The organism is Acidimicrobiales bacterium (assembly GCA_022452145.1).
In the GTDB taxonomy this organism is placed as follows: Bacteria; Actinomycetota; Acidimicrobiia; order Acidimicrobiales; family MedAcidi-G1; genus UBA9410.
Genome location: JAKURY010000026.1, coordinates 1 through 23463 on the forward strand (window position 1 = coordinate 1; position 23463 = coordinate 23463).

The 23463-nt window shown below is 70.3% G+C and carries 24 protein-coding genes; 12 read left to right on the plus strand and 12 right to left on the minus strand.

The genetic code is table 11. The features are described from left to right. Nucleotides 1-153: 153 nt before the first annotated feature. Nucleotides 154-2235 carry an AAA family ATPase gene (locus MK177_08940; GenBank protein ID MCH2427441.1) on the minus strand — a complete coding sequence of 694 codons (2082 nt, stop codon included), beginning with the start codon at nucleotides 2233-2235 and terminating at the stop codon, nucleotides 154-156. Nucleotides 2236-2414: 179 nt separating this feature from the next. On the opposite strand from MK177_08940, the gene MK177_08945 reads away from it, so the two are divergent. From MK177_08945 to lnt, 5 genes are all read left to right on the plus strand, one after another. Then, nucleotides 2415-3383: a patatin-like phospholipase family protein gene (locus MK177_08945; GenBank protein ID MCH2427442.1), complete on the plus strand. Its 969-nt coding sequence runs from the start codon at nucleotides 2415-2417 to the stop codon at nucleotides 3381-3383. Next, on the plus strand, nucleotides 3380-4420 hold the full coding sequence (gene hemE, locus MK177_08950; GenBank protein MCH2427443.1) for a uroporphyrinogen decarboxylase: 1041 nt from the start codon (nucleotides 3380-3382) through the stop codon (nucleotides 4418-4420). Before MK177_08945 ends, hemE begins: the two co-directional genes overlap by 4 nt. A 3-nt stretch (nucleotides 4421-4423) precedes the next feature. Beyond that, complete coding sequence (gene hemG, locus MK177_08955; GenBank protein ID MCH2427444.1) at nucleotides 4424-5797, plus strand: protoporphyrinogen oxidase; 1374 nt, start codon at nucleotides 4424-4426, stop codon at nucleotides 5795-5797. Between the two features lie 96 nt (nucleotides 5798-5893). Continuing rightward, nucleotides 5894-6478 carry an adenylate/guanylate cyclase domain-containing protein gene (locus MK177_08960; protein ID MCH2427445.1) on the plus strand — a complete coding sequence of 195 codons (585 nt, stop codon included), beginning with the start codon at nucleotides 5894-5896 and terminating at the stop codon, nucleotides 6476-6478. 47 nt (nucleotides 6479-6525) lie between these two features. Further along, the gene (gene lnt / locus MK177_08965; protein MCH2427446.1) at nucleotides 6526-8034 is read left to right on the plus strand and encodes an apolipoprotein N-acyltransferase; all 1509 of its coding nucleotides are present in this window, start codon (nucleotides 6526-6528) and stop codon (nucleotides 8032-8034) included. A gap of 9 nt (nucleotides 8035-8043) precedes the next feature. Here lnt and MK177_08970 read toward each other — a convergent pair whose 3' ends face one another. Further along, nucleotides 8044-8826, minus strand: a complete 783-nt coding sequence (locus tag MK177_08970; GenBank protein ID MCH2427447.1) for a class I SAM-dependent methyltransferase — start codon at nucleotides 8824-8826, stop codon at nucleotides 8044-8046. A 5-nt stretch (nucleotides 8827-8831) separates the two neighbouring features. Then, complete coding sequence (gene dtd / locus MK177_08975) at nucleotides 8832-9269, minus strand: D-aminoacyl-tRNA deacylase (protein MCH2427448.1); 438 nt, start codon at nucleotides 9267-9269, stop codon at nucleotides 8832-8834. A 117-nt stretch (nucleotides 9270-9386) separates the two neighbouring features. On the opposite strand from dtd, the gene MK177_08980 reads away from it, so the two are divergent. From MK177_08980 to MK177_08990, 3 genes are read left to right on the plus strand one after another with little or no spacing between them, the layout of a single operon-like run. Continuing rightward, complete coding sequence (locus MK177_08980; GenBank protein ID MCH2427449.1) at nucleotides 9387-10694, plus strand: glycosyltransferase family 4 protein; 1308 nt, start codon at nucleotides 9387-9389, stop codon at nucleotides 10692-10694. A 7-nt stretch (nucleotides 10695-10701) separates the two neighbouring features. Next, nucleotides 10702-11484 carry a class I SAM-dependent methyltransferase gene (locus tag MK177_08985; protein MCH2427450.1) on the plus strand — a complete coding sequence of 261 codons (783 nt, stop codon included), beginning with the start codon at nucleotides 10702-10704 and terminating at the stop codon, nucleotides 11482-11484. Beyond that, on the plus strand, nucleotides 11471-12535 hold the full coding sequence (locus MK177_08990; GenBank protein MCH2427451.1) for a hypothetical protein: 1065 nt from the start codon (nucleotides 11471-11473) through the stop codon (nucleotides 12533-12535). The genes MK177_08985 and MK177_08990 overlap by 14 nt, the downstream gene beginning before the upstream one ends. Nucleotides 12536-12579: 44 nt before the next feature. On the opposite strand, the gene MK177_08995 is transcribed toward MK177_08990, so the two are convergent. The 5 genes from MK177_08995 to MK177_09015 form a co-directional block, all read right to left on the minus strand. Further along, on the minus strand, nucleotides 12580-13236 hold the full coding sequence (locus tag MK177_08995) for a class I SAM-dependent methyltransferase (GenBank protein ID MCH2427452.1): 657 nt from the start codon (nucleotides 13234-13236) through the stop codon (nucleotides 12580-12582). Nucleotides 13237-13267: 31 nt separating this feature from the next. Next, the gene (locus MK177_09000) at nucleotides 13268-13729 is read right to left on the minus strand and encodes a GtrA family protein (protein MCH2427453.1); all 462 of its coding nucleotides are present in this window, start codon (nucleotides 13727-13729) and stop codon (nucleotides 13268-13270) included. A gap of 109 nt (nucleotides 13730-13838) precedes the next feature. Next, nucleotides 13839-14849 carry a methylmalonyl Co-A mutase-associated GTPase MeaB gene (meaB, locus tag MK177_09005; protein ID MCH2427454.1) on the minus strand — a complete coding sequence of 337 codons (1011 nt, stop codon included), beginning with the start codon at nucleotides 14847-14849 and terminating at the stop codon, nucleotides 13839-13841. A gap of 22 nt (nucleotides 14850-14871) precedes the next feature. After that, nucleotides 14872-15279 (minus strand): cobalamin-dependent protein, encoded by a 408-nt coding sequence (locus MK177_09010; protein ID MCH2427455.1) that lies wholly within the window; start codon nucleotides 15277-15279, stop codon nucleotides 14872-14874. Continuing rightward, complete coding sequence (locus MK177_09015; GenBank protein ID MCH2427456.1) at nucleotides 15279-16889, minus strand: methylmalonyl-CoA mutase family protein; 1611 nt, start codon at nucleotides 16887-16889, stop codon at nucleotides 15279-15281. Before MK177_09015 ends, MK177_09010 begins: the two co-directional genes overlap by 1 nt. 61 nt (nucleotides 16890-16950) lie before the next feature. Between MK177_09015 and MK177_09020 the strand changes: the two genes are divergently transcribed. From MK177_09020 to MK177_09035, 4 genes are all read left to right on the plus strand, one after another. Beyond that, nucleotides 16951-17478, plus strand: coding sequence for a MarR family transcriptional regulator (locus MK177_09020; protein MCH2427457.1), 528 nt, complete (start codon nucleotides 16951-16953; stop codon nucleotides 17476-17478). A gap of 55 nt (nucleotides 17479-17533) precedes the next feature. After that, nucleotides 17534-17731, plus strand: coding sequence for a hypothetical protein (locus tag MK177_09025; GenBank protein MCH2427458.1), 198 nt, complete (start codon nucleotides 17534-17536; stop codon nucleotides 17729-17731). A 131-nt stretch (nucleotides 17732-17862) separates the two neighbouring features. After that, nucleotides 17863-18633 carry an acetoacetate decarboxylase family protein gene (locus MK177_09030; protein ID MCH2427459.1) on the plus strand — a complete coding sequence of 257 codons (771 nt, stop codon included), beginning with the start codon at nucleotides 17863-17865 and terminating at the stop codon, nucleotides 18631-18633. Between the two features lie 62 nt (nucleotides 18634-18695). Next, nucleotides 18696-19826 carry a hypothetical protein gene (locus tag MK177_09035; protein ID MCH2427460.1) on the plus strand — a complete coding sequence of 377 codons (1131 nt, stop codon included), beginning with the start codon at nucleotides 18696-18698 and terminating at the stop codon, nucleotides 19824-19826. Nucleotides 19827-19833: 7 nt separating this feature from the next. Here MK177_09035 and MK177_09040 read toward each other — a convergent pair whose 3' ends face one another. The 4 genes from MK177_09040 to MK177_09055 all read right to left on the minus strand — a co-directional run bounded on the left by MK177_09040 (nucleotide 19834) and on the right by MK177_09055 (nucleotide 23197). Further along, entirely contained in the window at nucleotides 19834-20613 is a 780-nt protein-coding gene (locus MK177_09040) for a Rieske (2Fe-2S) protein (protein ID MCH2427461.1), read from the minus strand. A 14-nt stretch (nucleotides 20614-20627) separates the two neighbouring features. Continuing rightward, nucleotides 20628-21101, minus strand: coding sequence for a nuclear transport factor 2 family protein (locus tag MK177_09045; GenBank protein MCH2427462.1), 474 nt, complete (start codon nucleotides 21099-21101; stop codon nucleotides 20628-20630). A 138-nt stretch (nucleotides 21102-21239) separates the two neighbouring features. Further along, on the minus strand, nucleotides 21240-22181 hold the full coding sequence (locus MK177_09050; GenBank protein MCH2427463.1) for an ABC transporter permease: 942 nt from the start codon (nucleotides 22179-22181) through the stop codon (nucleotides 21240-21242). Nucleotides 22182-22186: 5 nt separating this feature from the next. After that, nucleotides 22187-23197: an ABC transporter permease gene (locus MK177_09055; protein ID MCH2427464.1), complete on the minus strand. Its 1011-nt coding sequence runs from the start codon at nucleotides 23195-23197 to the stop codon at nucleotides 22187-22189. Between the last annotated feature and the right edge of the window lie 266 nt (nucleotides 23198-23463).

Genomic DNA, 23463 nt, shown 5'->3' on the forward strand with positions numbered 1-23463 from the left:
CGGCAACCTTACCGAGGATGGACTCAACATATTTGTTGACAAAACTTATGTTAGTAATACTCACATGTCAAGACGACATGTTCACCCACCTGGTGAGGGAGCGGTGGCTTCGAGGTTCGCCGGTCGGAACCTACGGAGGGGGTGTGACAGGGGTCAGGGGCGGAGAACGGCCGGCAGGTCCTCGGCGTGGACGACGGCCAGCCGCTTGGTGGCGCGGGTCAGGGCGACATACAGGGCCCGCAGGCCCTGGGCATGCTCCCTCAGGATCCGGGCCGGCTCGACGACGACCGCGCCGTCCACCTCGAGGCCCTTCACCAGCTCCACGGGGACGACGGCCACCTGGGCATCCAGGCCGCGGCGGGTCGGGCGACCGAAGGAGAGCCCCGCCCGTTCCAGGGCATCCTCCACGTCGACTGCCTGCGAGTTGGCGGCGATGACGGCCACGTTCCCGGCCCCGACGGCATCCAGCTCGGAACGGACCACGTCGGCGAGGCCGTCCAGTTTCCGGTCCGGGTCCTCAGCCAGTTCGACGAACCGGGGAACGTCTCCGTCGGCCCTCACCGACCGTGGAGGAGCCAGGTCGGGTGCGGCCTCCGCCAGCACGTCGGCGGCCAGGTCCATCAGGGGACCGGGAATCCGGTAGCCGACGGTCAGCTCATGCCGTGTGGCCGGACGACGGTCGGGCAGGTGCTCGAGGATCGAATCCCAGTCGTCATGGGCCCAGGCGCCGGTGGCCTGGGCGATGTCGCCGACCACGGTCATCGAGCCGTTCAGGGAGCGACGGCCGAGCATGCGCAGGTCCATCGGCGAGAGGTCCTGGACCTCGTCGACCACGATGTGTCCGTAGGTGCGCACTGTGTCCTGTTGGCGCCGTCCGGGTCGGGCACCCAGCACGGCGCGGGCCTCGTCCAGAAGCGGCGCATCCGAGGCCGTCCACAGCAGGTCCTCGACCTCGACGGCACGCTCCCGGTAGAGGGCGTCGACCTGGACGGGGGTCAGTGACTGATCGGCGGCCCGGATCAGCGCCCGTGAACCGAGGAGGTCGTTCAGGAACTGCGCTGGTGTCAGCACCGGCCACATCCACTCCAGGGCCTCCCGAATCGACAGCTCGCCCCGCAGGCGTTCCCGCAGGGCCTCGGGGTCCAGGTCGCCATGACCACTGGCCGCCAGCGCCTCGTAGAACTCGGCCTCCACGAACTTCCGGGCCGCGTTGTGGGTGCGGTAGCGCTTCCGCGCCTCGTCCACGATCCGCTGCGAACCGTCCACCGACAGGCGCAGCCACTGCAGGCCGAAACCGACCCGCAGGTCGTGTCGGAGCACACGCTGGCGGGTGCGGACGGCCCGTGCGACGAACCGCACCATGCGCAGGTCGCCCTTCAACCGGCCCACCTCGGCCACCTCGCGGCGATCGTCCACCCGGACACCGCCCACCACGTCTCCCAGGGTCGCCAGGATGACGCCCGCCTCGCCGAGGGAGGGCAGCACCTGCTCGATGTATGCCAGGAACAGCCGGTTGGGCCCGACCACCAGCACGCCCTGGCCGTCCAGCGGGAACCGGTGGGTGTAGAGCAGGTAGGCGGCACGATGCAGGGCGACGACGGTCTTGCCGGTTCCCGGGCCACCCTGGACGGCGTGGACACCCGCAAGCGGCGCTCGGATGATGTCGTCCTGTTCGGCCTGGATCGTGCCGATGATGTCCCCGAGGTGCCCGGTGCGGGCCGTCTCCAGGGCGGCGATCAGGGCACCTTCTCCCTTCAGCCGGCTCCCGTCGTCGTCCTGGAAACGATCCAGGTCGCCGAACAGCTCGTCCTCCATGCCCAACAGGCTCCGACCTCGGCTCACGAAGTGGCGTCGACGCTGCAGCCCCAGGGGCATCGGACCGGTCGCCCGGTAGAAGGCCTCTGCAACCGGCGCCCGCCAGTCCACAACCACCGGTTCCTGGTCGACCCCCCAGACGCCCACCCGACCGATGTAGTAGCTGCCGTTGCCGGCATCGGCCTCCTGGTCGATGCGACCGAATACGAGCGAGGCATCGCCCATGTCCAACTGGCCGAGTCGGGCGGCTACGGATTCCTGGATGGCCTCCCGCTCGAAGCGCGCCTGGTTGGTGCCGCCCCTACCCACCTCGACCATCGTCGTGAGTGCCAACGCCCGCTCACGGGCTCCGTCCAGGCAGGCGTACGCCAAGTCTACGTATGCCTGTTCGGCAGCGAGTTCGGGGTGTTCGGTGGTCATCGGCGTGCCCGCAAGGCGTCAGTGGACCGGTTCTCATGGCCTCCACCGGGTCAGGAACCCGAATTCGGCCGAAGAACAATCCTATCGGGCACCCGCGACCCGGCCTCGTCGGCCTCCCGACCACGATCCGGGCCGCCTGGGGGTCGGGAACTGCCCTCCGACGTGCGACGATGGCCGCCATGACCACGGTCGGACTCGTCCTCGGGGCCGGCGGCCTCCACGCCGCCGCCCAGCACGCCGGCGTACTGGCCGCGCTCGCCGAGGCCACCGGCTGGGACCCCCGCTCGGCCGACGTGGTGGTCGGCACGTCGGCCGGTGCCACCACCGCGGCCAGCCTCCGCGCCGGCCTCTCGGCAGCAGACCACCGCGCCCACTACCTGGGCGATCCCCTTACCGCCGACGGACAGGCGCTGGTCGACCGTGTGACCACCCGGCTGGACATGGACCTCCCACTGGACCAGCCGGGCCGCCGACTCCCGGCCAACCCGCTCCTCGTGCTCCGGGAGATCCTGTCGACCGCCCGACCCCGACCGGTGGTCCCACTGGCCGGCCTGCTTCCGATCGGCTCCCACGACGGCTCGCCGCTGGGCGCCCGGACCCGCGAGATCCACCCCGACCGGTGGCCGGCAGCGCCAACCTGGATCTGCGCCGTCGACCTGGACTCCGGAAAGCGGGTGGTGTTCGGCCGCGACGACCTGGACACCGACCTCGGGTCCGCGGTCCAGGCCTCGACGGCCGTCCCCGGCTGGTTCGCCCCCGTCGAGATCGACGGGAAGCGCCTGGTCGACGGCGGGGTGCACTCCACGACCAACGCCGACCTGGTCGCCACCCTCGGCCTGGACGTGGTGGTCGTGTCGTCGTCCAAGACTGTGGGCGGGGTGGCCGGCGTCGTCGGGAGCGACGGGAGCCTGGCGCGGGCCTGGCACGGTCGCACGTTGCGCCGGGAGGTGGAGGCCATCCGACGCCGGGGCACGACCGTGCTGGTACTGGAGCCCACAGCCCGGGAGCTGGCCGAACGATCGGGCGACGACCGTTCCGACGAAAGGCTTCCCGAGGTCTGCGAGGCTGCCCGGATCTCGGCCCTGGCACGCCTGGCGCGTCCCGAGGCCTCAGGCGCCAGACGGCTGCTGGGTAGCGTCACCCCGTGACCGCCCCGTACCCCGACTCCTCCTTCCTGTCCGCCTGCCGGGCCGAGCCCCACGACCGCACGCCGGTCTGGTTCATGCGCCAGGCCGGCCGGTCGCTGCCCGAGTACCGGGCCATCCGGGGCTCGGGAAGCATCCTGGACGCCATAGTCGATCCCGATCTGTCGGCGGAGATCACCCTCCAGCCGGTGCGGCGCTACGGCGTGGACGCGGCCATCCTCTACTCCGACATCGTGGTCCCGGCCCACGCAGTCGGGTTCGGCGTCGACGTCCGGCCCGGCGTCGGTCCGGTGGTCGACCGGCCGTTCGAACGGGCGGCCGACCTGGAACGCCTCCGCCCGCTGGAGCCCGACGTGGACACCCCGTACGTGCTGGAGACGGTGCGCCAGGTTGTGGCCGACGGGGCTGTGCCGCTGATTGGGTTCGCCGGCGCCCCGTTCACCGTGGCGTCCTACCTCATCGAGGGAGCGCCGTCCCGCACCTACGGGCGCACCAAGGCCCTGATGCTGGGCGATCCAGAACTCTGGAACGCCCTCATGGGTCGGCTGGCCGACATGGCCATCGCCTCTCTCCGCTCCCAGATCGCCAACGGCGCCTCGGCCGTCCAGTTGTTCGACAGTTGGGCCGGGGCCCTCAGCCCTCCGGTCTACGAGCGCTGCGTCCTGCCCTTCAGCCGCCTGGTCTTCGAGGGCGTGGCCGACACCGGCGTGCCCCGCATCCACTTCGGCGTGGGCACCGGCGAGATCCTCCATCTGATGGCCGACGCCGGAGCCGACGTGATCGGCGTGGACTGGCGGGTACCACTCGACGAGGCCAGACGCCGGCTCGGTGCCGACACCGTCCTTCAGGGAAACCTGGACCCGGCGGTGTGCCTCGGTCCCCTGGAAGTCGTCGAGGCCGAGGTGGCCGACGTGCTTCGTCGCAACGCCGGCCACCCTGGCCACGTCTTCAACCTGGGCCACGGTGTCCTCCCGGAGATCGACCCCGGTGTGCTGGCCCACGTCGTGGACCAGGTCCACGCCCACCCGCTGGGAGGCTGATCCATGGATGGTCGCCGGGTGGTGGTCGTCGGAGCGGGCATCACGGGCCTGAGTACCGCCCACCGGCTGGCCGTCGACCACCCGCACCTAGCCGTGACAGTCCTCGAGGCTGACGACCTGGCCGGCGGCAACCTGCGGACCAGCCCGCTGACCGGGATCGGAACCGACGTCGACGAGGGCGCCGATGCCTTCCTGGTAAGGGTGCCGTGGGCTACCGACCTGTGCGCAGAACTCGGCCTCGCCGACGAGTTGGTGGCCCCCGCCGCCCGGCATGCCTCGCTCTGGTTGGACGGCACGATGCGGCCCATCCCCTCGCCCAACGTGCTCGGCGTACCGCTGGACCCGTCGGTGGTGGCCCCCGGGATCCTGCCCGCCGCCGACCTGCAGCGCCTGGCCGGCGCCGGGCGTCCCAGCTCGCCCCTCCCCGACGGTGACCTCAGCGTGGGGACAGTGATCCGGTCATGCGTAGGCGACGCGGTTTTCGACCGCCTCGTGGACCCACTGATCGGCGGGGTCAACGCCGGCCGGGCCGACGAGCTGAGCTGCACCACCATGGCCCCGGGCCTGCTGGCCGCCGCCCGCCATGCCGACGGCCTGCTGGCCACGCTGCGCCTGGCCCAGGAGGCACTCGATCCGGCAGCGCCGGTCTTCAACGCTCCAGTGGGGGGCATGGGCCGCCTCGTCGCCGCATTGACGAGCCGGCTGGGCGACCGAGTACGGACCGGAGCGAGGGTCACGGCGATCGAGCGGTCCGACGACGACTGGGTGGTGCGCACCGCCGACCACTCGACGACGGCCGACGCCGTGGTCGTCACCACCCCGGCCCACGCCGCCGCCACCCTGGTGGCCCCACACGCCCCCGATGCGGCGACGCTGCTCGGCGGGCTCCGACACGCATCGGTGGTCCTCGCTACCATGGCCTACCGCCGGGCCGACCTGGAGGTGCCCGACGGCCAGAGCGGGTTCCTGGTGGGCCGGGGCGAGGGCCTGCTCATGACCGCCTGCTCGTTTGCCGGCAGCAAGTGGGCGCACCTCGACGACCCCGACCACACCATCCTGCGGGTCTCGTGCGGCCGGATCGACGACGAACGCCACGACCGCCTCGACGACGGTTCGCTCACCGCTTCACTGTGCGCCGACCTGGCCACCACGCTGGGCGCACAGGCCCCACCGGTGGCGGTCCGACTCACCCGGTGGCCCCGGTCGCTGGTCCAGTTCCCGGTGGGACACCCGACGCGGATGGCCGAGGTGGACTCGGCGCTGGCGGCCGCATCGGGCCTCGTGGTGACCGGTGCGGCACGCCATGGGGTAGGCATCCCGGCGTGCGTGCGCTCGGGAACCGAGGCCGCAGCAATGGTGGCCGACCTGATCGGCTGAACCGGGCCACCGGACGGGCGCACCCTTCCGTCCGGAAACTCCGGAAACCGACCGATCCGCCGCCGGTTCCAGGCCCGGACGTGGTTCGATGGAGCCGTGGCACCCGAGACGACCCCCGCCCGCGAGTGGGCCGAGGCCCGCCAGGGCAGCGGAACCGAACATCCCAACGAGCTGCCGGACACCGCCCACCTGTCGGTCGAGCGGACGTTCTGCTTCGCCGACCTGACGGGCTTCACCAGGTACACGCGCGAGAACGGACCGTACGCAGCGGTCGCCCTCCTGGAGGAGTTCAGGGCCGTCTCCCGGGACGTGGCCGCCAAGCGGGGCGTCCGGGTGGCCAAGTGGCTGGGCGACGGCGTGATGCTGGTCGGCACCGAGCCGACCCCGACCATCGCATGGGGAGGCCACATGATCGACCACTTCGAGGACGAGGTCGACATCAACCTGCGGGTAGGCCTGGCGACCGGCCACGCCCTGCTATTCGAGGGCGACGACTACATAGGCGAACCGGTCAACCTGGCCGCCAAGCTCTGCACGGTGGCCAGACCCGGCCAGATCCTGGCCAGTTGCGACGTGGCCGACCTCCCACCGTGGATCCGGGTCCGGGCGGTCGACAAGGTGGACATCCGGGGCGTCGGGCCGATCGAAGGCATCCAGCACCTCGTGGTGGCCGCACGCTGACGGGGCCACCTCCGCCAGCCACCGGACCAGCAGCAGGACCGCCGGCCATGAGCGCCCCCAGCCTCGGACGGGTTCCAAACCGGCTCCGCCCATCGGGAATCGCCGTCCTCGCCGGGCTCCTGATCGCCGCTGCGGTACCGCCGTGGGGCTGGTGGCCGGCCGCCTTCGTCGGCATCGCCCTGTTGGACCGCCTGGTGGCCGACCGCCCGGTGGCCTCCCGGTTCCGTCGGGGAATGGCGACGGGCCTGGCGTGGGCCCTGCCGTCCACCCTCTGGATGATCGACCTGTCGCCACCCGGCTGGCTCTTCGCCGGCGGGGTGCACGCCCTCTGTCTAGGGCTCGCCACCGCCCTCGTACCGGCCGGCCGCTGGCGACGCCTGGGCCTCGTGGGGACGGTGACGCTGGCCGAGCTGGTGCGGTGGAACGTGCCGTTCGGAGGAGTCCCGCTCGCCTCGATCGCACTCGGCCAGGCCGCCGGGCCGTTGGCACCGGTCGTCCGGGTGGCCGGCCCACTGCTGCTGGTGGCCCTCACCGTCGCCGTGGGCACCGGCCTCAGCGCCCTAGTCGACGGTCGGCGGACCGGCGGCTCGGCGGCCGCCGCAGTTCCAGTGGTGATCACCCTTGCCGTCGCCACGGTGCTGGCCGCGGTGGCCCCGACGGGCCGGGTCGTGGGCGAGCTGGACATGGCCCTCGTCCAAGGGGGCGGCCCCCAGCGCACCAGGGCCACGCCCACCGGGGCGGCGACGGTGTTCGCCAACCAGCTGGCGGCAAACAGCCACGTCCGGACGCCGGTGGACCTGGTGGTGTGGCCGGAGAACGTGGTCAACCCTGTTCCCCTGCCCGAATCGGGATGGCGCCACGAGGACCGGCTCTACGCCGACGACGCGGCCGAGGCCCTGACCGCCGAGGCGATACGACTCGACGCCGTGCTGGTGCCCGGCTGGTTCCACCGCGACCCGGAGGATCCGACGGCCAACCTCAACTACCAGACGGCGATCGAACCTGACGGCACGGTGGTCGACCGCTACGACAAGGTCAGGACGGTTCCGTTCGGCGAATACGTCCCGCTGCGGAGCCTGGTCGAACTGGTGGCGGCAGACATGCTCCCGGCGCGGGACCTGCGACCGGGTACCGGCCCGGCGGTGCTGGACACCTCCGTCGGCCGGCTCGGAGTGTCCATCTCGTGGGAGGTGTTCTTCGACCACCGCACCCGGGACGCCGTGCACAACGGCGCCGAGGTCATCCTGAACCCGACCAACGGGGCCAGCTACTGGCTGACGCAGGTTCAGACCCAGCAGGTGGCCGCCAGCCGACTCCGTGCGCTGGAGACCGGACGCTGGGTGGTACAGGTGGCACCCACCGGATTCAGTGCCGTGGTCGACCACCGGGGGCGGGTGCTGCAGCGCACCGCCGTGAGCGAGCAGGCGGTCCTCCACCACCGGGTGGAGCGACGACAGGGCCTCACCTGGGCCGCCACGTCCGGCACCTGGCCCATGGCCGTCCTGTCGCTGCTGGCGGCGGCCGGCGCCTGGGTTGCTGATCGACGCCGCTCCTGAACCGGCCACTCAGCCAGACCTGACCGCCACCGACGCCCATACCCGGTGGGGGGCCATCAGGGAGTCGCCAGTGAACCGGTCGGCCAGAACCCCGGCCAACTCGGCGTCGAACGCCGCCGCCCCAGCGGTGCTCAGGTCGAGGATCGCCGCACTGGCCCGGATCCGCCGTCGCCAGGAATCCACGGAGTAGGGAACGTCCACGTCGAAGGTGAACGTCTCGACCACCACGAAGCCGGCACCGGACAGGTGGCGACGGGCCTCCGGGCCCGGGTCCCGTATGCCACCCAGGTTCCAGGACGGGTTGTGGGCCTGGATGAGCGCCTCGGTCACCCCCGACATCGTGTCGGGCAGCGGCAGCCAGTCGAACCCGCACACGGCCACCAGGCCACCGGCCACGAGCAGGCGCCGGACCTCTCCTGCCGCCGCCTCGCCATCGAACCAGTGCCAGCACTGTGCGGCGGTGACCACGTCGAACGACGCCGACGGGAGGCCGGTGTCCTCGGCAGGGCACTCCCACCACGCCACCTGCAGGCCGGCGACGACGGCCAGGGAGCGGGCTGCTGCGAGCATCCGGGCGTCCACGTCGGCACCGGTGACGGTGCACCCCCGGGCCGCGAACTGGCGGGCGAGGGTGCCGGTCCCGCAGCCCAGGTCGAGTAGTCGCTGACCCGGCGTACCAACGCCCAGGGCCACCATCCGGTCGATGCCGGCCGCCGGGAAGTCGGCCCGATACAGCGCGTAGTCGTCGGCCGCCGACCCGAACCGGTCGCCATGGACGCCCGGCGAACCCACAGCCGTCAGACCTCCACCAGCACGGTCGCGGGACCTTCGTTGAAGATCTCGACGACCATGTCTGCCCGGAAGCGACCGGTGGCCACGGTCAGGCCCCGCTCCCTCAGACCGGCCACCACCCGTTCGACCAGCGGCTCGGCGTGGTCGGGCTTCGCGGCGGCGCTCCAGGTGGGGCGCCGGCCCTTGGACGTGTCGCCGTAGAGGGTGAACTGGCTGACGACCAGCACCTCGCCGTCCACCTCCGTGACCGAGAGGTTCATCACGCCGTCGGCGTCGTCCATGATCCGCAGGCCCGCCAGCCTTCCTGCCAGGCGGTCTGCCTCGGCCGGGCCGTCGTCATGTGTCACGCCGACGAACACGCAGAGGCCGTGACCCACCTCGCCCACCACCTCGGCACCCACGGACACCGAGGCCCGGGCCACCCGCTGGACCAGTGCTCGCACGGCGGCGACCCTAGGCGGCGTATTGCAGGCGACGGGCAGTAGGCAGCGGGCATACGGGGACATGGGTAACCCCGTCCCGGTGGAGGGTTCGGCGCGGGAGCCCGCCAGACTTGTCCGATGCATTCCTCCCCCAAGGACGCCGGCGGCCCGGCAACGCTGATTCCGGCCGACGGAGACCCGCTCCGGATCGCCTACCTCGCCTACCGCGGCAAGCCCCACTGCGGTGGCCAGGGCGTATACACGCGCCACCTCACGAAGGCGCTGGTCGACCTTGGCCACCACGTCGAGGTACTGGCCGGACCGCCGTACCCCGACCTGGACGAGCGGGTACCGCTGATCCGGCTGCCCAGCCTGGAGCTCTACAACGACCACTTCCCGATGCGGAAGGCCCGCATCTGGGAGATGAAGACCCGGTGGGACGTGGCCGAGGCGATGTCGTTCAACACCGGCAACTTCTCCGAGCCGATGGCGTTCAGCATGCGGGCCTGGGACCACCTTCGAAGACGGACCCACGAGTTCGACCTGGTCCACGACAACCAGTGCCTGGGCTGGGGCGTGCTGCTCATGCAAATGCGGGAGAAGTTCCCCATCCTGTCGACCATCCACCATCCGATCACGGTCGACCGGAAGCTAGAGATCGAGCACGCCCGGACCCGCTGGGAGAAGTTCGGCAAGCGCCGCTGGTACGCCTTCACCAGGATGCAGACCCAGGTGGCCAAGCGGATGCCCCGAATCATGACCGTGTCGGAGTCGTCGGCCGGCGACATCGCCGCGGACCACCGGGTCGACCCCGGCCGCATCCACGTGGTGCCGGTGGGGGTGGATCCGGAACTGTTCCTGCCGGTCCCGGAGGTACGACGGGTACCCGGCCGCATAGTGACCACGGCGAGTGCCGACGTGGTCATGAAGGGCCTCAAATACCTGCTGGAGGCCATCGCCAAGCTCCGCACCGAACGCCACGTGGAGCTGGTCATCATCGGGAAGCCGAACGGGGGTAGCGCCTCGACGAAGGCCTTCGAGGACCTCGGCCTCACCGACTGCGTCAGCTACGTACACGGAGTACCCGACCAGCGGATCGTGGAGCTCTACAGCGAGGCCGAGGTGGCCTGCGTGCCGTCGCTCTACGAGGGCTTCTCGCTCCCGGCCATCGAAGCCATGTCCTGTGGCGTGCCGCTGGTGACGACCACCGGCGGCGCCCTGCCCGAGGTCACCGGAACCCACGGCGAGACCTGCTTCCAGGTGCCGCCCGGTGACAGCGACGCCCTGGCCGCCATGCTCCGGACCGTGCTTGCCGACCCGGGGCTCCGGGCCCGTGTCGGCGCGGCAGGACGCCAGCGGGTCATCGACCAGTGGAGCTGGCACCACACGGCCATCAGGACCGTCGAGCAGTACCGGGCGCTGCTGGACGAGACCGTCCGACGCTGAGGCCCCTGTGCTGACCGCCGATTACGACCGGCTGGGCCTCCGGCCCGGCGAGCGGATCCTCGACCTGGGTTGCGGCTTCGGACGACATGCCTACGAGGCGCTGCGGCGGGGCGCCCACGTGGTGGCCTGCGACCTGGGCCTCGACGAGCTCCGCCAGGTGCGGTCCATCGGCGCGGTCATGCGGGCCGAGGGCGAGGTGGCGGACGAGGTGGTGCTGGAGGCGGTCAAGGGCGACGCCACACGGCTGCCGTTCGCCGACGGGTCCTTCGACCGGATCATCGCCTCGGAGGTCATGGAGCACATTCACGACGACGAGGGCGCCCTGGCCGAGCTGGCCCGGGTGCTGCGTCCGGCCGGGGTGCTGGCCGTGACCATTCCGGCCCGACTGCCGGAGCGCATCTGCTGGGCCATCTCGGCCGACTACCACGCACCAGCCCAGGAGGGCGGACACGTCCGCATCTACGGACGCCACGAGCTGCAGGCCAAGATGTCGACGGCCGGCCTGGTGGCGATCGGGGACCACCGGGCCCACGCCCTGCACAGCCCCTACTGGTGGCTGCGGTGTGCGGTGGGGCCGAACCTCCCCATCGAGGAGAACCGGCTGGTCTCGCTGTACCACCGGCTGCTCACCTGGGACATCGTGAAGGCCCCGCGTACGACACGGATCGCCGAACGGATCCTGACCCCGGTGCTCGGAAAGAGCCTCGTGGTGTACGCCCGGAAGCCTGCAGGCGCCCGGGTCCCGGACCCGTCACCGGAACGGAGGGAGGTGGCAGGTGTCGCTACCTGACCTGACCGGCCTCCTCACCACCGACGACCTGGTCCTGACGGCCGGGACGATCGCAGAGTGGCAGTTGCCCGACGGGATGATCCCGTGGTTCCCGGGCGGCCACGCCGATCCCTGGAACCACGTCGAGGCGGCCATGGCGCTCGCCGTCACCGGCCACCTCGACGAGGCCGAGGCCGCCTACCGGTGGCTGGTCGGCAACCAGCACACCTCGGGTGCCTGGCACCGGTTCTACCTGGCCGGCGGGATCGAGGACGCCAAGTTCGACGGCAACGTGATCGCCTACGTGGCGACCGGGGTGTGGCACCACTGGCTGCTGACCGCCGACCGGAGCTTCCTGGAGTCGATGTGGCCGGTGGTGGAGCGGGCCATCGACTTCGTCCTGGACCTGCAGACCCCTAGGGGCGAGATCCTGTGGGCACGCCATCCCGACGGCACGCCATGGTCGTTCGCCCTGCTGGCCGGCTCGGCCAGCATCTGCCACAGCCTGCGTTGCGCGGTGGCCGTGGCCGAGGAGGTGGGCCACGAGCGACCCGACTGGGAACTCTCGCTGGGCCACCTGGCCCACGTCGTGCGCACCCGGCCCGACGGAGCCTTCGCCCCGAAGGACCGCTGGGCAATGGACTGGTACTACCCGGTGCTGGGGGGCGCTGTCACAGGCGACGACGCCCGACGCCACCTGTCCGAGCGCCGCCACGAGTTCGTCATGGATGGTCAGGGCGTGCGCTGCGTGAGCGACAAGGACTGGGCCACGGCTGCCGAGACGAGCGAGTGCGCCATCGCCCACCTGCTGGCCGGCGATCGCGAGACCGCCCTGGGCCTGTTCGCCACCACCCAGCCCATGCGGCGCGACGACGGCCGCTACCTGACGGGGATCGTCTACCCGGACCTGGTGACCTTCCCGCACGAGGAGTGCTCGACGTACACCGCCGCCGCCGTGGTCCTGGCCGCCGACGCCCTGAGCGGGTCCAGCCCGGCGTCCGGGATCTTCGTCGACCATTCGACGCTGCCGGACGTGATCGACGTCGAGCCACTGGTACACGAGACCGACTGAGCGCCTGTCCGTACGACGCCGGTACGGGCCCCGTCAGCCCGGCGTCAGATCCCGGGGCCGGTGCGTCGCAGCACCCGTAGCGAGCCGACGGCATCCACCTCGGTGAAGGCCCCGGATTCCAGGGCCCGACACCAGATCTCGTACGGCGGTCGTCCGCCGTCGGCTGGATCCTCGAACACGTCGTGGAAGAGCACGGTGCCGCCGAGGACCACCCGGGGCATCCAGCCCTCGTAGTCCATGTGAGCGGGACCGGTGCCGTGGCCGCCGTCTATGAACAGCAGGGCGAGGGGCGTATCCCAGGCGGCCGCCACCGCCGGCGAGTCGCCGACGAGGGCGACGACCGTGCCCTCCAGCCCAGCGTCGTGGATGGTGCGTCGAAACACCGGCAGGGTGTCCATCCGTCCCGTGGCGGGGTCCACCAGGTCGGGCTCGTGCCACTCCCAGCCGACCTGGTTCTCCTCCGATCCCCGGTGGTGGTCCAGGGCGAAGAGCAGCCGACCGGCGGCCTCGGCGGCCGCCCCCAGGTAGCAGGTCGACCTGCCGCAGTAGCTGCCCACCTCTAGGAACGGGCCGTCCGCGGACACCATCGCCGCGTGGCGGTACAGGGCACGACCCTCGTCGGTGGGCATGAAGCCGCGGGCGGCGTCGGCATAGGCCAGCACCTCGGCAACGCGGTCGGAGGTGGCCCCCGGGTCAGTCACCGTCAGGACACAGGAGTCGTGTCGGACACGGTCAGGGTCCGGGAGTCGCGTCTGACTGGCCGGACCGGTTCCCCCAGATGACGTGGTCGAAGACCAGGTAGCGGACGATCCAGAGGGTGGCGAAGGCTCCGGCGTTGGCCAGCTGGACCGACAGGGCGCCACCGAAGATGGAGTCGACCACGCCGACAACCGCCGTGGACAGGAAGAGGCCGGCGAACGAGAGCATCCAGAAGGGGGCGATCTCGCCCACCGTGTGGCCACCCTGGTCCTGCTCCCACACGTAGTGGCGGCTCAACCAGTAGGCGGGCCAACTGCTGATCGCCACCGCCGCGGCGTTCGCGAACGCTCCGGGCCAGCCCAGCACGCTGTGGAAGGTGAACAGCAGGCTCTGGCCTATGAGGACGTTGACCATCGAGACCCTGCTGAAGCGGAGCAGCGTCTTGCCGTGGTCCCGCCACAGGCGCGCGGGGAGCGAGAGGGGGTTGGCGACCAAGACCGCACAGCCTAACTACGGTGTCCTGAGGCGGGAACAGGTCGGACCGCGGTTTACCCGGCGTGGTCGGAGCCACACGGAATCTGGGCCGGCCCGGCTCCTGAGGCCCTCAGCCTTCGAAGCCCCTCAGGAGCCGCTCGGCCAGGCGTCGCGCCGTGACACCCGGAGGCTCACCGGCGGCGTCGGGCTCATCGGCACCAACGTGACCGACCGCACCCCCTGAACCGGCATCGGGATCCGACTCGTCCTCCAGGGCGACTGCCGATGCCTCCAGCAGCAGGTGGTCGAGGTGTGACCTGACCTCTGCTAGGCGCCGCTCGTTACGTCGGGTCGCCAGCACCCCGGCTGCCTTCAGTGCCTCCAGATGGGCGTCCACGGCATCGGCCAGGTCTGCCACGCCCTCTCCGGTGGTTGCGACCGTGGACAGGATCGGCGGTCGGGCGACGGCGCCGAGACGACCGTGACCGGTCAACTTCGAAAGGTCGAGCATCAGCTCGAGGTCGCGCCGGACGTCGGCGGCGCCGGGCCGGTCGTACTTGTTCACGGCGAACATGTCAGCCACCTCCAGGAGGCCGGCCTTGTTGGCCTGCACCGCGTCTCCCATCCCGGGCGTGACCACGACCAGTGCAGTGTCGGTCGCCGCCGTCACGTCGACCTCAACCTGTCCCACCCCGACGGTCTCGACGAGGATGGGATCGAATCCGGCGACGTCCAGCACCCGGACCATGCCGGGCACTGCCAGGGCGAGGCCTCCGGCGTGACCCCGGGTGGCCATGGAACGGATGAACACCCCGGCAGCCGTGGCCTCGGCCATGCGGACCCGGTCGCCGAGGATGGCCCCACCTGTCAGCGGAGACGATGGGTCGACGGCAAGCACCGCCGGTCGACGTCCCGCTTCGACCAGCCGGGTGGTCCAGACGGCGGTCAGGGTGGACTTCCCGGACCCGGGTGGACCGGTCACCCCGACCACGTGGGCGTTGCCGACGTGACGGTGGGTCGCCTCGGCCACCCGGTCGGCCATCTCGCCGCCCCGTTCGACCAAGGTCAGCAGGCGTGCGGTCGCCCGCAACTCGCCGCCACGTGCCGCCGCCACCAGCTCGGGAACGGTGCGGTCGGCCACCAACGGTCCCGGAGACCTCAGGTCAGCGGCCACGACTGGCCGCGGCGGCCCGGACGCAGGCCACGACCTCGTCGGCCGGTGCACCAGGACCAAGCACCCCGGCCACCCCGGCTGCCGCCAGGGCCGGACGGTCCTCGTCGGGCACAATGCCGCCTATCACCACGGGCACGTCCAGGCCGGCGTCGGCCAGGGCGTCGACCATGCGGGGGCCGAGGGTGAGGTGGCCGGCGTTGAGCATGGAAATCCCGACGACGTCGGCGTCCTCCTGTTCGACGGCGTCGATGATGCTGCCCGTGGTCTGTCGCAGCCCCAGGTAGACGACCTCCATGCCACCGTCCCGCAGCATCCGGGCCACCACCTTCAGCCCACGGTCGTGACCGTCCAGGCCCAACTTGGCCAGCACCACCCGGACCGGGGGCCCGTCGGGCATCAGACGACCGCCTGCTCGACGTAGGTCCCGAACACGCCCTCCAGGGCCTCGACGATCTCCCCGACCGTCGTCCGCACGGCGACCGCCTCCATCAGGGCCGGCATGAGGTTGGTGGCGGGCTCCGCCGCGTCGACGGCGACGCGTCGGAGTGCGTCGGCGACCGCCCGGTCGTCCCGAGCCTGCTTCACGCCTTCGAGGCGCTTGAGCTGGAGGTCCTCGGTGTCCTGGCCTATGCGCAGCAGCCGGGCACGCTCGCCGTCGCCACCCTCGGTGAACGCGTTCACCCCGACGACGATCCGGTCGCCGGCGTTCACCTCACGCTCGTACCGGTAGGCGGCATCGGCGATCTCCCCGGCGAACCATCCGCTCTCGATTCCCGCATACACGCCCTCGAGGATGGAGCCTCCACCGAGGTCATCGAGATGGGCGAACACGTCGGTTGCCCGACGCTCCATCTCGTCGGTCATCCACTCCACGTAGTCCGAACCGCCCAGTGGGTCGGCGACGATGGCGACACCCGTCTCGTGGGCGATCACCTGCTGGGTGCGCAGGGCGATGCGGGCCGCCTCCTCGCTGGGCAGGGCCAGTGCCTCGTCGTGGCTGTCGGTGTGCAGGCTCTGTGTGCCGCCCAGCACGCCGGCCAGTGCCTGCATGGTCACGCGTGCGATGTTCACCTCGGGCTGCTGGGCGGTCAGCGAGACGCCGGCCGTCTGGGTGTGGAACCGCAGCTTCAGGCTCCGCTCGTCGGTGGCGCCGTAGCGGTCGCGCATCCAACGGGCCCAGATGCGGCGGGCGGCCCGGAACTTGCCGACCTCCTCGAAGAAGTCGTTGTGGCTGTTGAAGAAGAAGCTCAGGCGGGGGGCGAAGTCGTCGACGTGAAGGCCGGCCGCCGTGGCCGCCTCCACGTATGCGAAGCCGTTGGCCAGGGTGAAGGCCAGCTCGTGGGCGGCCGTCGAGCCGGCCTCCCTGATGTGGTAGCCGGAGATCGACACCGGGTTCCAGCGGGGCATCTCGGCGGTGGTGAACCGAATCACGTCGGTGACCAGGCGCACCGACGGGCGGGGCGGGAAGACGTACTCCTTCTGGGCCTGGTACTCCTTGAGGATGTCGTTCTGGAGGGTGCCGGCCAGGCGACCCCGCTGGATGCCACCCTGCTCGGCCACGGCCACGTACATGGCCAGCAGGATCGGCGCCGGTCCGTTGATGGTCATCGACGTGGAGACGGCCCCCAGGTCGATGCCGGCGAACAGGTCGACCATGTCCTCGACCGTGTCGACGGCCACGCCGGCCCTGCCGACCTCGCCCAACGCCCATTCGTGGTCGGAATCGCGGCCCATGAGGGTCGGCATGTCGAAGGCCGTCGACAGGCCCGTGCCGCCGGAGCGGAGCAACTCGTGGAAGCGGGCGTTGGTGTCCCCGGCGATCCCGAAGCCTGCGAACATCCGCATGGTCCAGAGGCGTGACCGGTACATGTCCGCATGCACGCCCCGGGTGTAGGGGAACTCCCCGGGGAGCGGCCCCTCGCCGTATACGCAGTCCACCGGGATGCCCGACAGCGTGCGGAACCCTGGCCGGGAGTCGCTGTTGGGCCGGGAGTCGCTGTTCGCCATGTCGCAAGATTACTAGGGCATCCGACTATTTGCCACCCGAACATATGGTTAGAATGCCGGCGTGCCGCTCCCCTTCGACCCCATCGCCGAGGCCCGTCGCAACTGGGAGGCCCACGGCTGGGGGGCCGTGGACCGGATGTCGGCGGCCACGTCGATCACCCGGGCCCATCAGATCCTCCTGCAGCGGATCGACGCCGCCCTCGAACCCCACGGCCTCGTCTTCAGCCGCTTCGAGGCCCTGGCCCTCCTGTTCTTCAGCCAGGCCGGAGCCCTCCCCCTCGGCAAGGTCGGCGACCGGCTCCAGGTCCACCCGACCAGCGTCACCAACACCATCGACCGACTGGAAGCCGACGGCCTGGTGGTCCGGGTCCCCCACTCCACCGACCGCCGCACCACCCTGGCCGAACTCACCGACATCGGGCGCAGGGTCGTGGCCGACGCAGCGGCTGCGCTGGCCGACATCGGATTCGGCCTGGACGGCATGTCCGACCTCGAGATCTCCCGAACCGACGCCGCCATGGCCACCCTGCGGCAGGCAGCCGGCGACTTCCCACGAACTCCACCCGGCCGAACCACCGGGCCGCACTGAGGCCCCCGGGCGCGGCACCGCTTGGGCCGGGCGCCACGGCCCTAGGGTGCAGTCCGTGCTGGTAGCCACCGTTCTGGGCATCCTGGCCCTCGTCGCCGGGCTGGTCCTCGGATGGCCGGTGCTGGTTCTGCTGTCCATCATCTTCACCGTTGTGCAGGTGGTCATGCTGGCGGCCAGGGCCGCCGTGCAGCGCAACGACGCGAAGATGTCCGAGAAATTGGCCGTAAAGGAGGCCCGCCGACGCGGCGCCTGAGCGCCCGTCCGCCGCTGCCACCGGGCACGGACCGATTTCATGCCCACACCGGCCACCGACCGATTGGGCCTTACCCCCGGCCATCGGACAGGCTGGATTCCTCTCCACCGTCAGCGCCCCTAGGAGGACCCGTGTCCGACGCCCCCACCTCGCGTCCCGGCGAGATCTCGAGCTTCCCCAAGCTGAACATCCGGTACCGCACCGACCCGGCCATGGTCGCCGCCCTCCTCCCCCCCGGCATCAACCCGGTCGACAGCCCGTACGTGTACATCGGCGTCTACTGCGTCCCGATCCGCGACGAACCCGAGTACGGCGTCTCCACGAAGGTCGACGCCGAGTGGAACGGGATCGTCGGCCAGTACTCGCTGGGCATCGGCATAGACCAGGAGTCGGCCATCTTCATCAGCGCCGAGACCAACGGGCAGCCCAAGTTCCCGTGCGCCACCCGCTACTTCCGCCTCGGGGACCGCATCGAGGCCACCTGCACCCATCAGGGCTACACCTTCATGGAGTTCCGGGGCACGGTGACCGGCAAGGTGGAGCCCGACGGATCCGACGTCGAGCACAACGAGTGGTGGACCAAGTACTCGCGGGCCATCGGCGGCGGCGAACGGGAGTGGGACTTCCCGCCGCACGTGGTCCGGGTCCGCCAGGTCAGCGAGCCGGTCCACATCGAGGTCCTCGACGGCGAGTTGACCCTGCGGGACAGCCCGTGGGACCCATACACCGACCTGCTCCCATGCGAGGAGCTGGTTGAGGCCCAGCTGGTGACCTCGCGACAAAAGGCCCGCGACATCACGAATGCCGGACCGCTGGACCCCGACGCCTTCTGGCCGTTCGCCGACACCATCGGCGGCTCGCGCTGGCCGGGGGCACGCGGCGGGCCGAAGCCGGCAGGGTGAGCAGCCGGCCCGGTTACCCCGTGACCGCGACCCGCTCCTGATCCGGCCGAGGAGGCCCCGACGTGCTTTCCAGGTTCGACGACTACCCGATCCACCAGACCCCCGACCCCATAGCCACACCGGCATCCAGCGACAAGGACGTCTACGAACGGTACTGGTTCAACTGCTACTCCACGGCCGGCGACCTCTACCTGGGCATCGGCACGGCCTACTACCCCCACCTGGGCATCCGGGACTGCGGGATCAGCATCGCCGTGGACGGGGTCCAGCACGCCTTCCACGCCTCCTGCCGGACCGAGGGGGAGCCGGCCGACCAGCAGATCGGGCCGTTCCGCCTTGAGGTCCTGGAACCCATGCGCTCCTGCCGGGTGGTCCTGGAGGCCAACGAGACCGACTTCTCCTGCGACCTCACCTTCGAGGGCCGGACCGGCAACGTCGAGGAGCCGCGCCACCACTGGGGTGGCGACATCCGCAAGACCATGGACACCACCCGGTTCACCCAGCTGGGCCGGTGGACCGGATGGATCCGGTTCGACGGCCGGCAGATCGAGTTCGACCCGGCAACCACCCGGGGGACCAAGGACCGCTCGTGGGGCATTCGACCCCTGGACGGTGGCGATCGCCGTGGAGCGCCCGCTCCACCGGCCCGCAACAGCCTGTTCTTCCTGTGGGCGCCACTCAACTTCGAGGACATGTGCGTCCACTACCAGCTGTTCGAGGACTCGCTGGGCCGGCCGCTGTCGAGCGTCGGGGCACTGCTACCGACATACGACACGCTCGACGACCTGCCTGGAATCGAGGACCCGGCGGCCCGGCACATGCGGTCCCACGAACACCGCCTCCAGTTCGAGGATGACAGCCGGATGGTGCACACGGCGGACCTGGCCTTCGTCGCAGTCGACGACGGGACCCGTCACGAGTTCCACTTGGAGAAGATCTCCACCTTCAGGATGAAGGGCATCGGCTACCACCACCCGGAGTGGGGCCACGGGGCGTGGAAGGGCGACCTGGCCATGGCCAGCGAGTCATGGGTGATGGCCGACGTCGATGACCAGGCCTTCGAGAACCAGCACTGCCAGCACCTGATGCGGGCCACCATGGGCGACCGGGTCGGCATAGGCGTACTGGAGCAGCTCTTCGTGGGGCCCTACGAGCCCTACGGCATGGAAGGCTTCGTCGCTCGGAACGGCTGACCGCGGCTCAGGGGCCCTCGGCCCGACGGCGTCGTCCTGGTCGGACCGGTCGGGGGCGTGGCGCCGACGAACGGTCGAACCGCCTGTACCAGTCCCGGAACCCGGACAGGTCGCCGGCTCCATCCAACGGCAGCGGCAACAGGCCGCTGGAGCGCACCAGCACGACGAACCCGTCCACCGGCGTCACGTACACCACGCTGACGGTTCCGTCGACGGGACGGTGCTCGACGGTGCCCGGACCGTGTACGACCACCGTGGCCCCGTCACCTGTCGTCGCCGACCACCGATCGCCGTCGGCCACGCCGTCGGCGGCCCCGGCGGCGAGGAGCAGGTCGACGACCACGTCCTCGGGGTGGCCATCACGCGGCTCGACCCGATCCTTCCGGTCTCCACCGGTCGCGAACTCCGGTGGCCCGGCGGCGGGTACCTCGCCGTCCCGACCGTTGAAGGCCAGCACCGTGCCGTCGACCACCTCGGTGGGCCAGACGCGGAGGCTGATCGCCTCGGGCAACGGCTCGCCGGCGCTGGACACGCAGGCCCCGCCGTGGCTGAAGCACCACTCGTGCAGTGGGCAGGTGACCTGCCCGTCGTCGATGCGGCCGCCGACGGCCAGGTCCGCACCGAGGTGCGGGCACACCGAGTCGGTTACCAGCGCCCGACCACCCGGGGCCCGACCCACGGCCAGGTCCCGGCCGAACGCGGCCAGCGGCACGAGCGCCCCGACGGGCACCTCACCGACCGTGGCAACGGCGAACCACCCCACGGGGAACGGAGGCCGGTGTGCCATGGCCGGAGCCAACGTCACTCCTCCTCGTCGTCGGGAAGGTCGTCGCCCTCCCGCCCACCGACCGGGCCCGGATTGAGCGCTTCGGCGGCAACCATGGGGTTCGGGAACTCCTTCACGCCGCAGACCTTCCCGTCACGGAACCGCCACACGGCGATGTAGGTGTTGCGGTAGGGCTTGCCGGTATGGGCCACGTGGCCGTCGCTCTCGTACTCGGCGACCAGGAGGTCGGGTTCGAGGCACTCGTGGATCGCCGTCAACGAGAGGGTGAATACGAAGGTGCCCAACCTGGAGGCGAGGTATTCCCGGACCTCGGCGTTGCCCACGAGCCGACGGGGCGGATCGGAGAACGGGAGCTCGAGGATCCAGTCGGCGGTGTAGCAGTCGGCCAACTCGGCCGCCCTGTCGGTGCCGTACAACGAGATGACGTGCTCCAGAAGCGCCCGGTTGATCTCCCGCCGTTCGGCAATGGTGGTCTCGGTGTCGGCCATCGTCTCCTCCCGACATCCGCGGCCGGTCACCCGCAGTCTGCCGCAGCCGTCAGGGCGGCGACAGGGTGGCTCACCTGCCGCCGGCCGGTGTTCCGGTGGGGGATCTCGTCGGTCGGCACCACCGGCCAGATCGATCGCTCAGCGGCTCCGGAGCTTCGGGTCCATGGCGTCACGCAGGCCGTCGCCGATGTAGTTGACGCTGATCACCGTCAGCGAGATGAGGGCTCCCGGTCCCACGACGCGCATCGGGGTGATCTGGATGAAGTCCTTGCCGTCGTAGAGCAGGCGACCCCAGGTCGGGAAGTCCGACGGGAACCCGAGCCCCAGGAAGGACAGCGCCGACTCCGTGATGATGGCGACGGCCATACCCAACGCGGCTGCGACCATGACCGGGCTGAGCGTGTTCGGGAAGATGTGGCGGAAGATGATGTTGCGCTGACGGGTCCCGATGCTGTGCGCTGCGACCACGAACTCCTGCTGCTTGATGGCCAGCACCTCGCCGCGTACCACCCGGGCGGCCTGCATCCAACTGAGGATGCCGATGACGAAGACGATCAGCAGGAAGATCCCCCGCTCCGGTCCGAATACCTCCCGGAGGCGATCGCGGAACAACATGATTATGACCATCAGCACCGGCAGCTGGGGTATTGCCAGGAAGGTGTCGGTGATCCGCATGAGCGGTCCGTCCAGTCGCCGGAAGTAGCCAGCCAGGATCCCCACCGAGGTTCCCACCAGGACGGAGAGCGCCATCGCGGTGACGGCGACCAGCAGCGAGATGCGGCCACCGACCATGGACCGCACCACCATGTCGCGACCCAGGTTGTCGGTGCCCAGAGGATGGCTCAAGGACGGCCCGAGGTTCCGGATCCTCACGTCGATAAGGAACGGGTCGTAGGGCAGCAGCATCGGCCCGAAGAAGCTGGCCAGGGTCACGAATGCGAGCACGAAGAGCCCGATGAGCGCACCCTTGTGTCGGCGGAACTGCCGCCAGACGTCCCCCCACAGGGAGCGGTGCTTCCGGAACTGTTCGTTCGGGTGGGCGGGGTCACCCGACACGTTGGCCTGGTCGGTGATCGTCATGCGGCTCACTCGTACCGGATCCGGGGATCCAGCATCCCGTAGACGATGTCGGCCACGAGGTTGAAGAACACCGTGATGGCAGCGATCAGGAAGCTCAGCGTCTGGACCATCGGGACGTCGCCGCCGTGGATCGAGGAGATCATCAGCTGGCCGATCCCGTTGATGCGGAAGATCTGCTCGGTTATGAGCGCACCGGCGAAGACGAACGGGACCTGGAGGGCGATAAGGGTCACGATCGGGATGAGGCTGTTGCGAAGCACGTGGCGGACCAGCACCCGCTTTTCACGGAGGCCCTTGGAGCGGGCCGTCCTCACGTAGTCCGCCGACAGGTTGTCCAGCATCGCCGATCGGGTGAACCGACTCAATGCCGCCGCGTTGAACAGGGAGAGCACGCTCACTGGGAGGACGATCTGCCGGATCTGGGCGACGAAGGAACTCCAGTCGGTCACCACCAGCGTGGTGTCGTAGTAGGACGGGAACCACCCGAGCTTGACGCTGAAGATGATGATGGCCAGAAGGCCGGTGAAGAAGGTGGGGACCGAGTAGCCCACCATCGAGACGAAGGTGCCGACCTGGTCGAACACCGAGTACTGCCGGTACGCCGAGATCACCCCGACCGGTACGGCGATGAGGATGCCGAAGATGAAGGCCAGGCCCATCACCCAGGTGGTCTGGGGGAGCCGCTCGACGATCGTGTCCACCACCGGCCCCCGGGACTGCCACGAGATGACCCTGGTGCGGTCGCCGCTGCCGATCTGGACGTCGAAGACCTGCTCGATGATGCTGAGCGGCTCGTTGATGAACATCTGCTTCACCCAGAGGATCCACCGGACGAAGAACGGGTCGTTGAACCCCATGGACTCCCGGATCTGCTCCCGGACCTCACTGGGGATGGTGAGGGGAAGCGATGAGGTGGGGTCGCCGGGCGCCAGATCAAGGATGGTGAAGATCACCAGGCTGATCGCCACCAGCGTGGGCACGGCGACCATCAGGCGGCGACCGGCGAACCAGATCATCTACGCCTCCCTTACCGGCCGGGATCGGTGGTGGGCCCCAGCCGGGATCGGTGGTGGGCCTCAGCCGGGCCCGCTGCAGAGCCCCGTTGAGAGGACGTTGAAAACGAACCCGACCGGAGGACCTGGCGGCACATCGTGCCGCCAGGTCCTCCGGTCGAACGGTTCTGGGTCAGATCAGGCTGATCAGTTGCGGCCCCAATCCCCGATGTTCCACAGCTCTGCATCCCATGGGTTGAGCCGGACACCGGTCAGCGAGTTGGCATGCG

Coding starts and splice junctions, on each gene's coding strand:
- MK177_08980 (MCH2427449.1), top strand. CDS start 9,387: ATGCATTCCTCCCCCAAGGACGCCGGCGGCCCGGCAACGCTGATTCCG.
- hemG (MCH2427444.1), top strand. CDS start 4,424: ATGGATGGTCGCCGGGTGGTGGTCGTCGGAGCGGGCATCACGGGCCTG.
- lnt (MCH2427446.1), top strand. CDS start 6,526: ATGAGCGCCCCCAGCCTCGGACGGGTTCCAAACCGGCTCCGCCCATCG.
- MK177_09055 (MCH2427464.1), bottom strand. CDS start 23,197: ATGATCTGGTTCGCCGGTCGCCGCCTGATGGTCGCCGTGCCCACGCTG.
- MK177_08945 (MCH2427442.1), top strand. CDS start 2,415: ATGACCACGGTCGGACTCGTCCTCGGGGCCGGCGGCCTCCACGCCGCC.
- MK177_09010 (MCH2427455.1), bottom strand. CDS start 15,279: ATGCCCGACGGGCCCCCGGTCCGGGTGGTGCTGGCCAAGTTGGGCCTG.
- MK177_09015 (MCH2427456.1), bottom strand. CDS start 16,889: ATGGCGAACAGCGACTCCCGGCCCAACAGCGACTCCCGGCCAGGGTTC.
- MK177_09050 (MCH2427463.1), bottom strand. CDS start 22,181: ATGACGATCACCGACCAGGCCAACGTGTCGGGTGACCCCGCCCACCCG.
- MK177_08940 (MCH2427441.1), bottom strand. CDS start 2,235: ATGACCACCGAACACCCCGAACTCGCTGCCGAACAGGCATACGTAGAC.
- MK177_09045 (MCH2427462.1), bottom strand. CDS start 21,101: ATGGCCGACACCGAGACCACCATTGCCGAACGGCGGGAGATCAACCGG.
- MK177_09040 (MCH2427461.1), bottom strand. CDS start 20,613: ATGGCACACCGGCCTCCGTTCCCCGTGGGGTGGTTCGCCGTTGCCACG.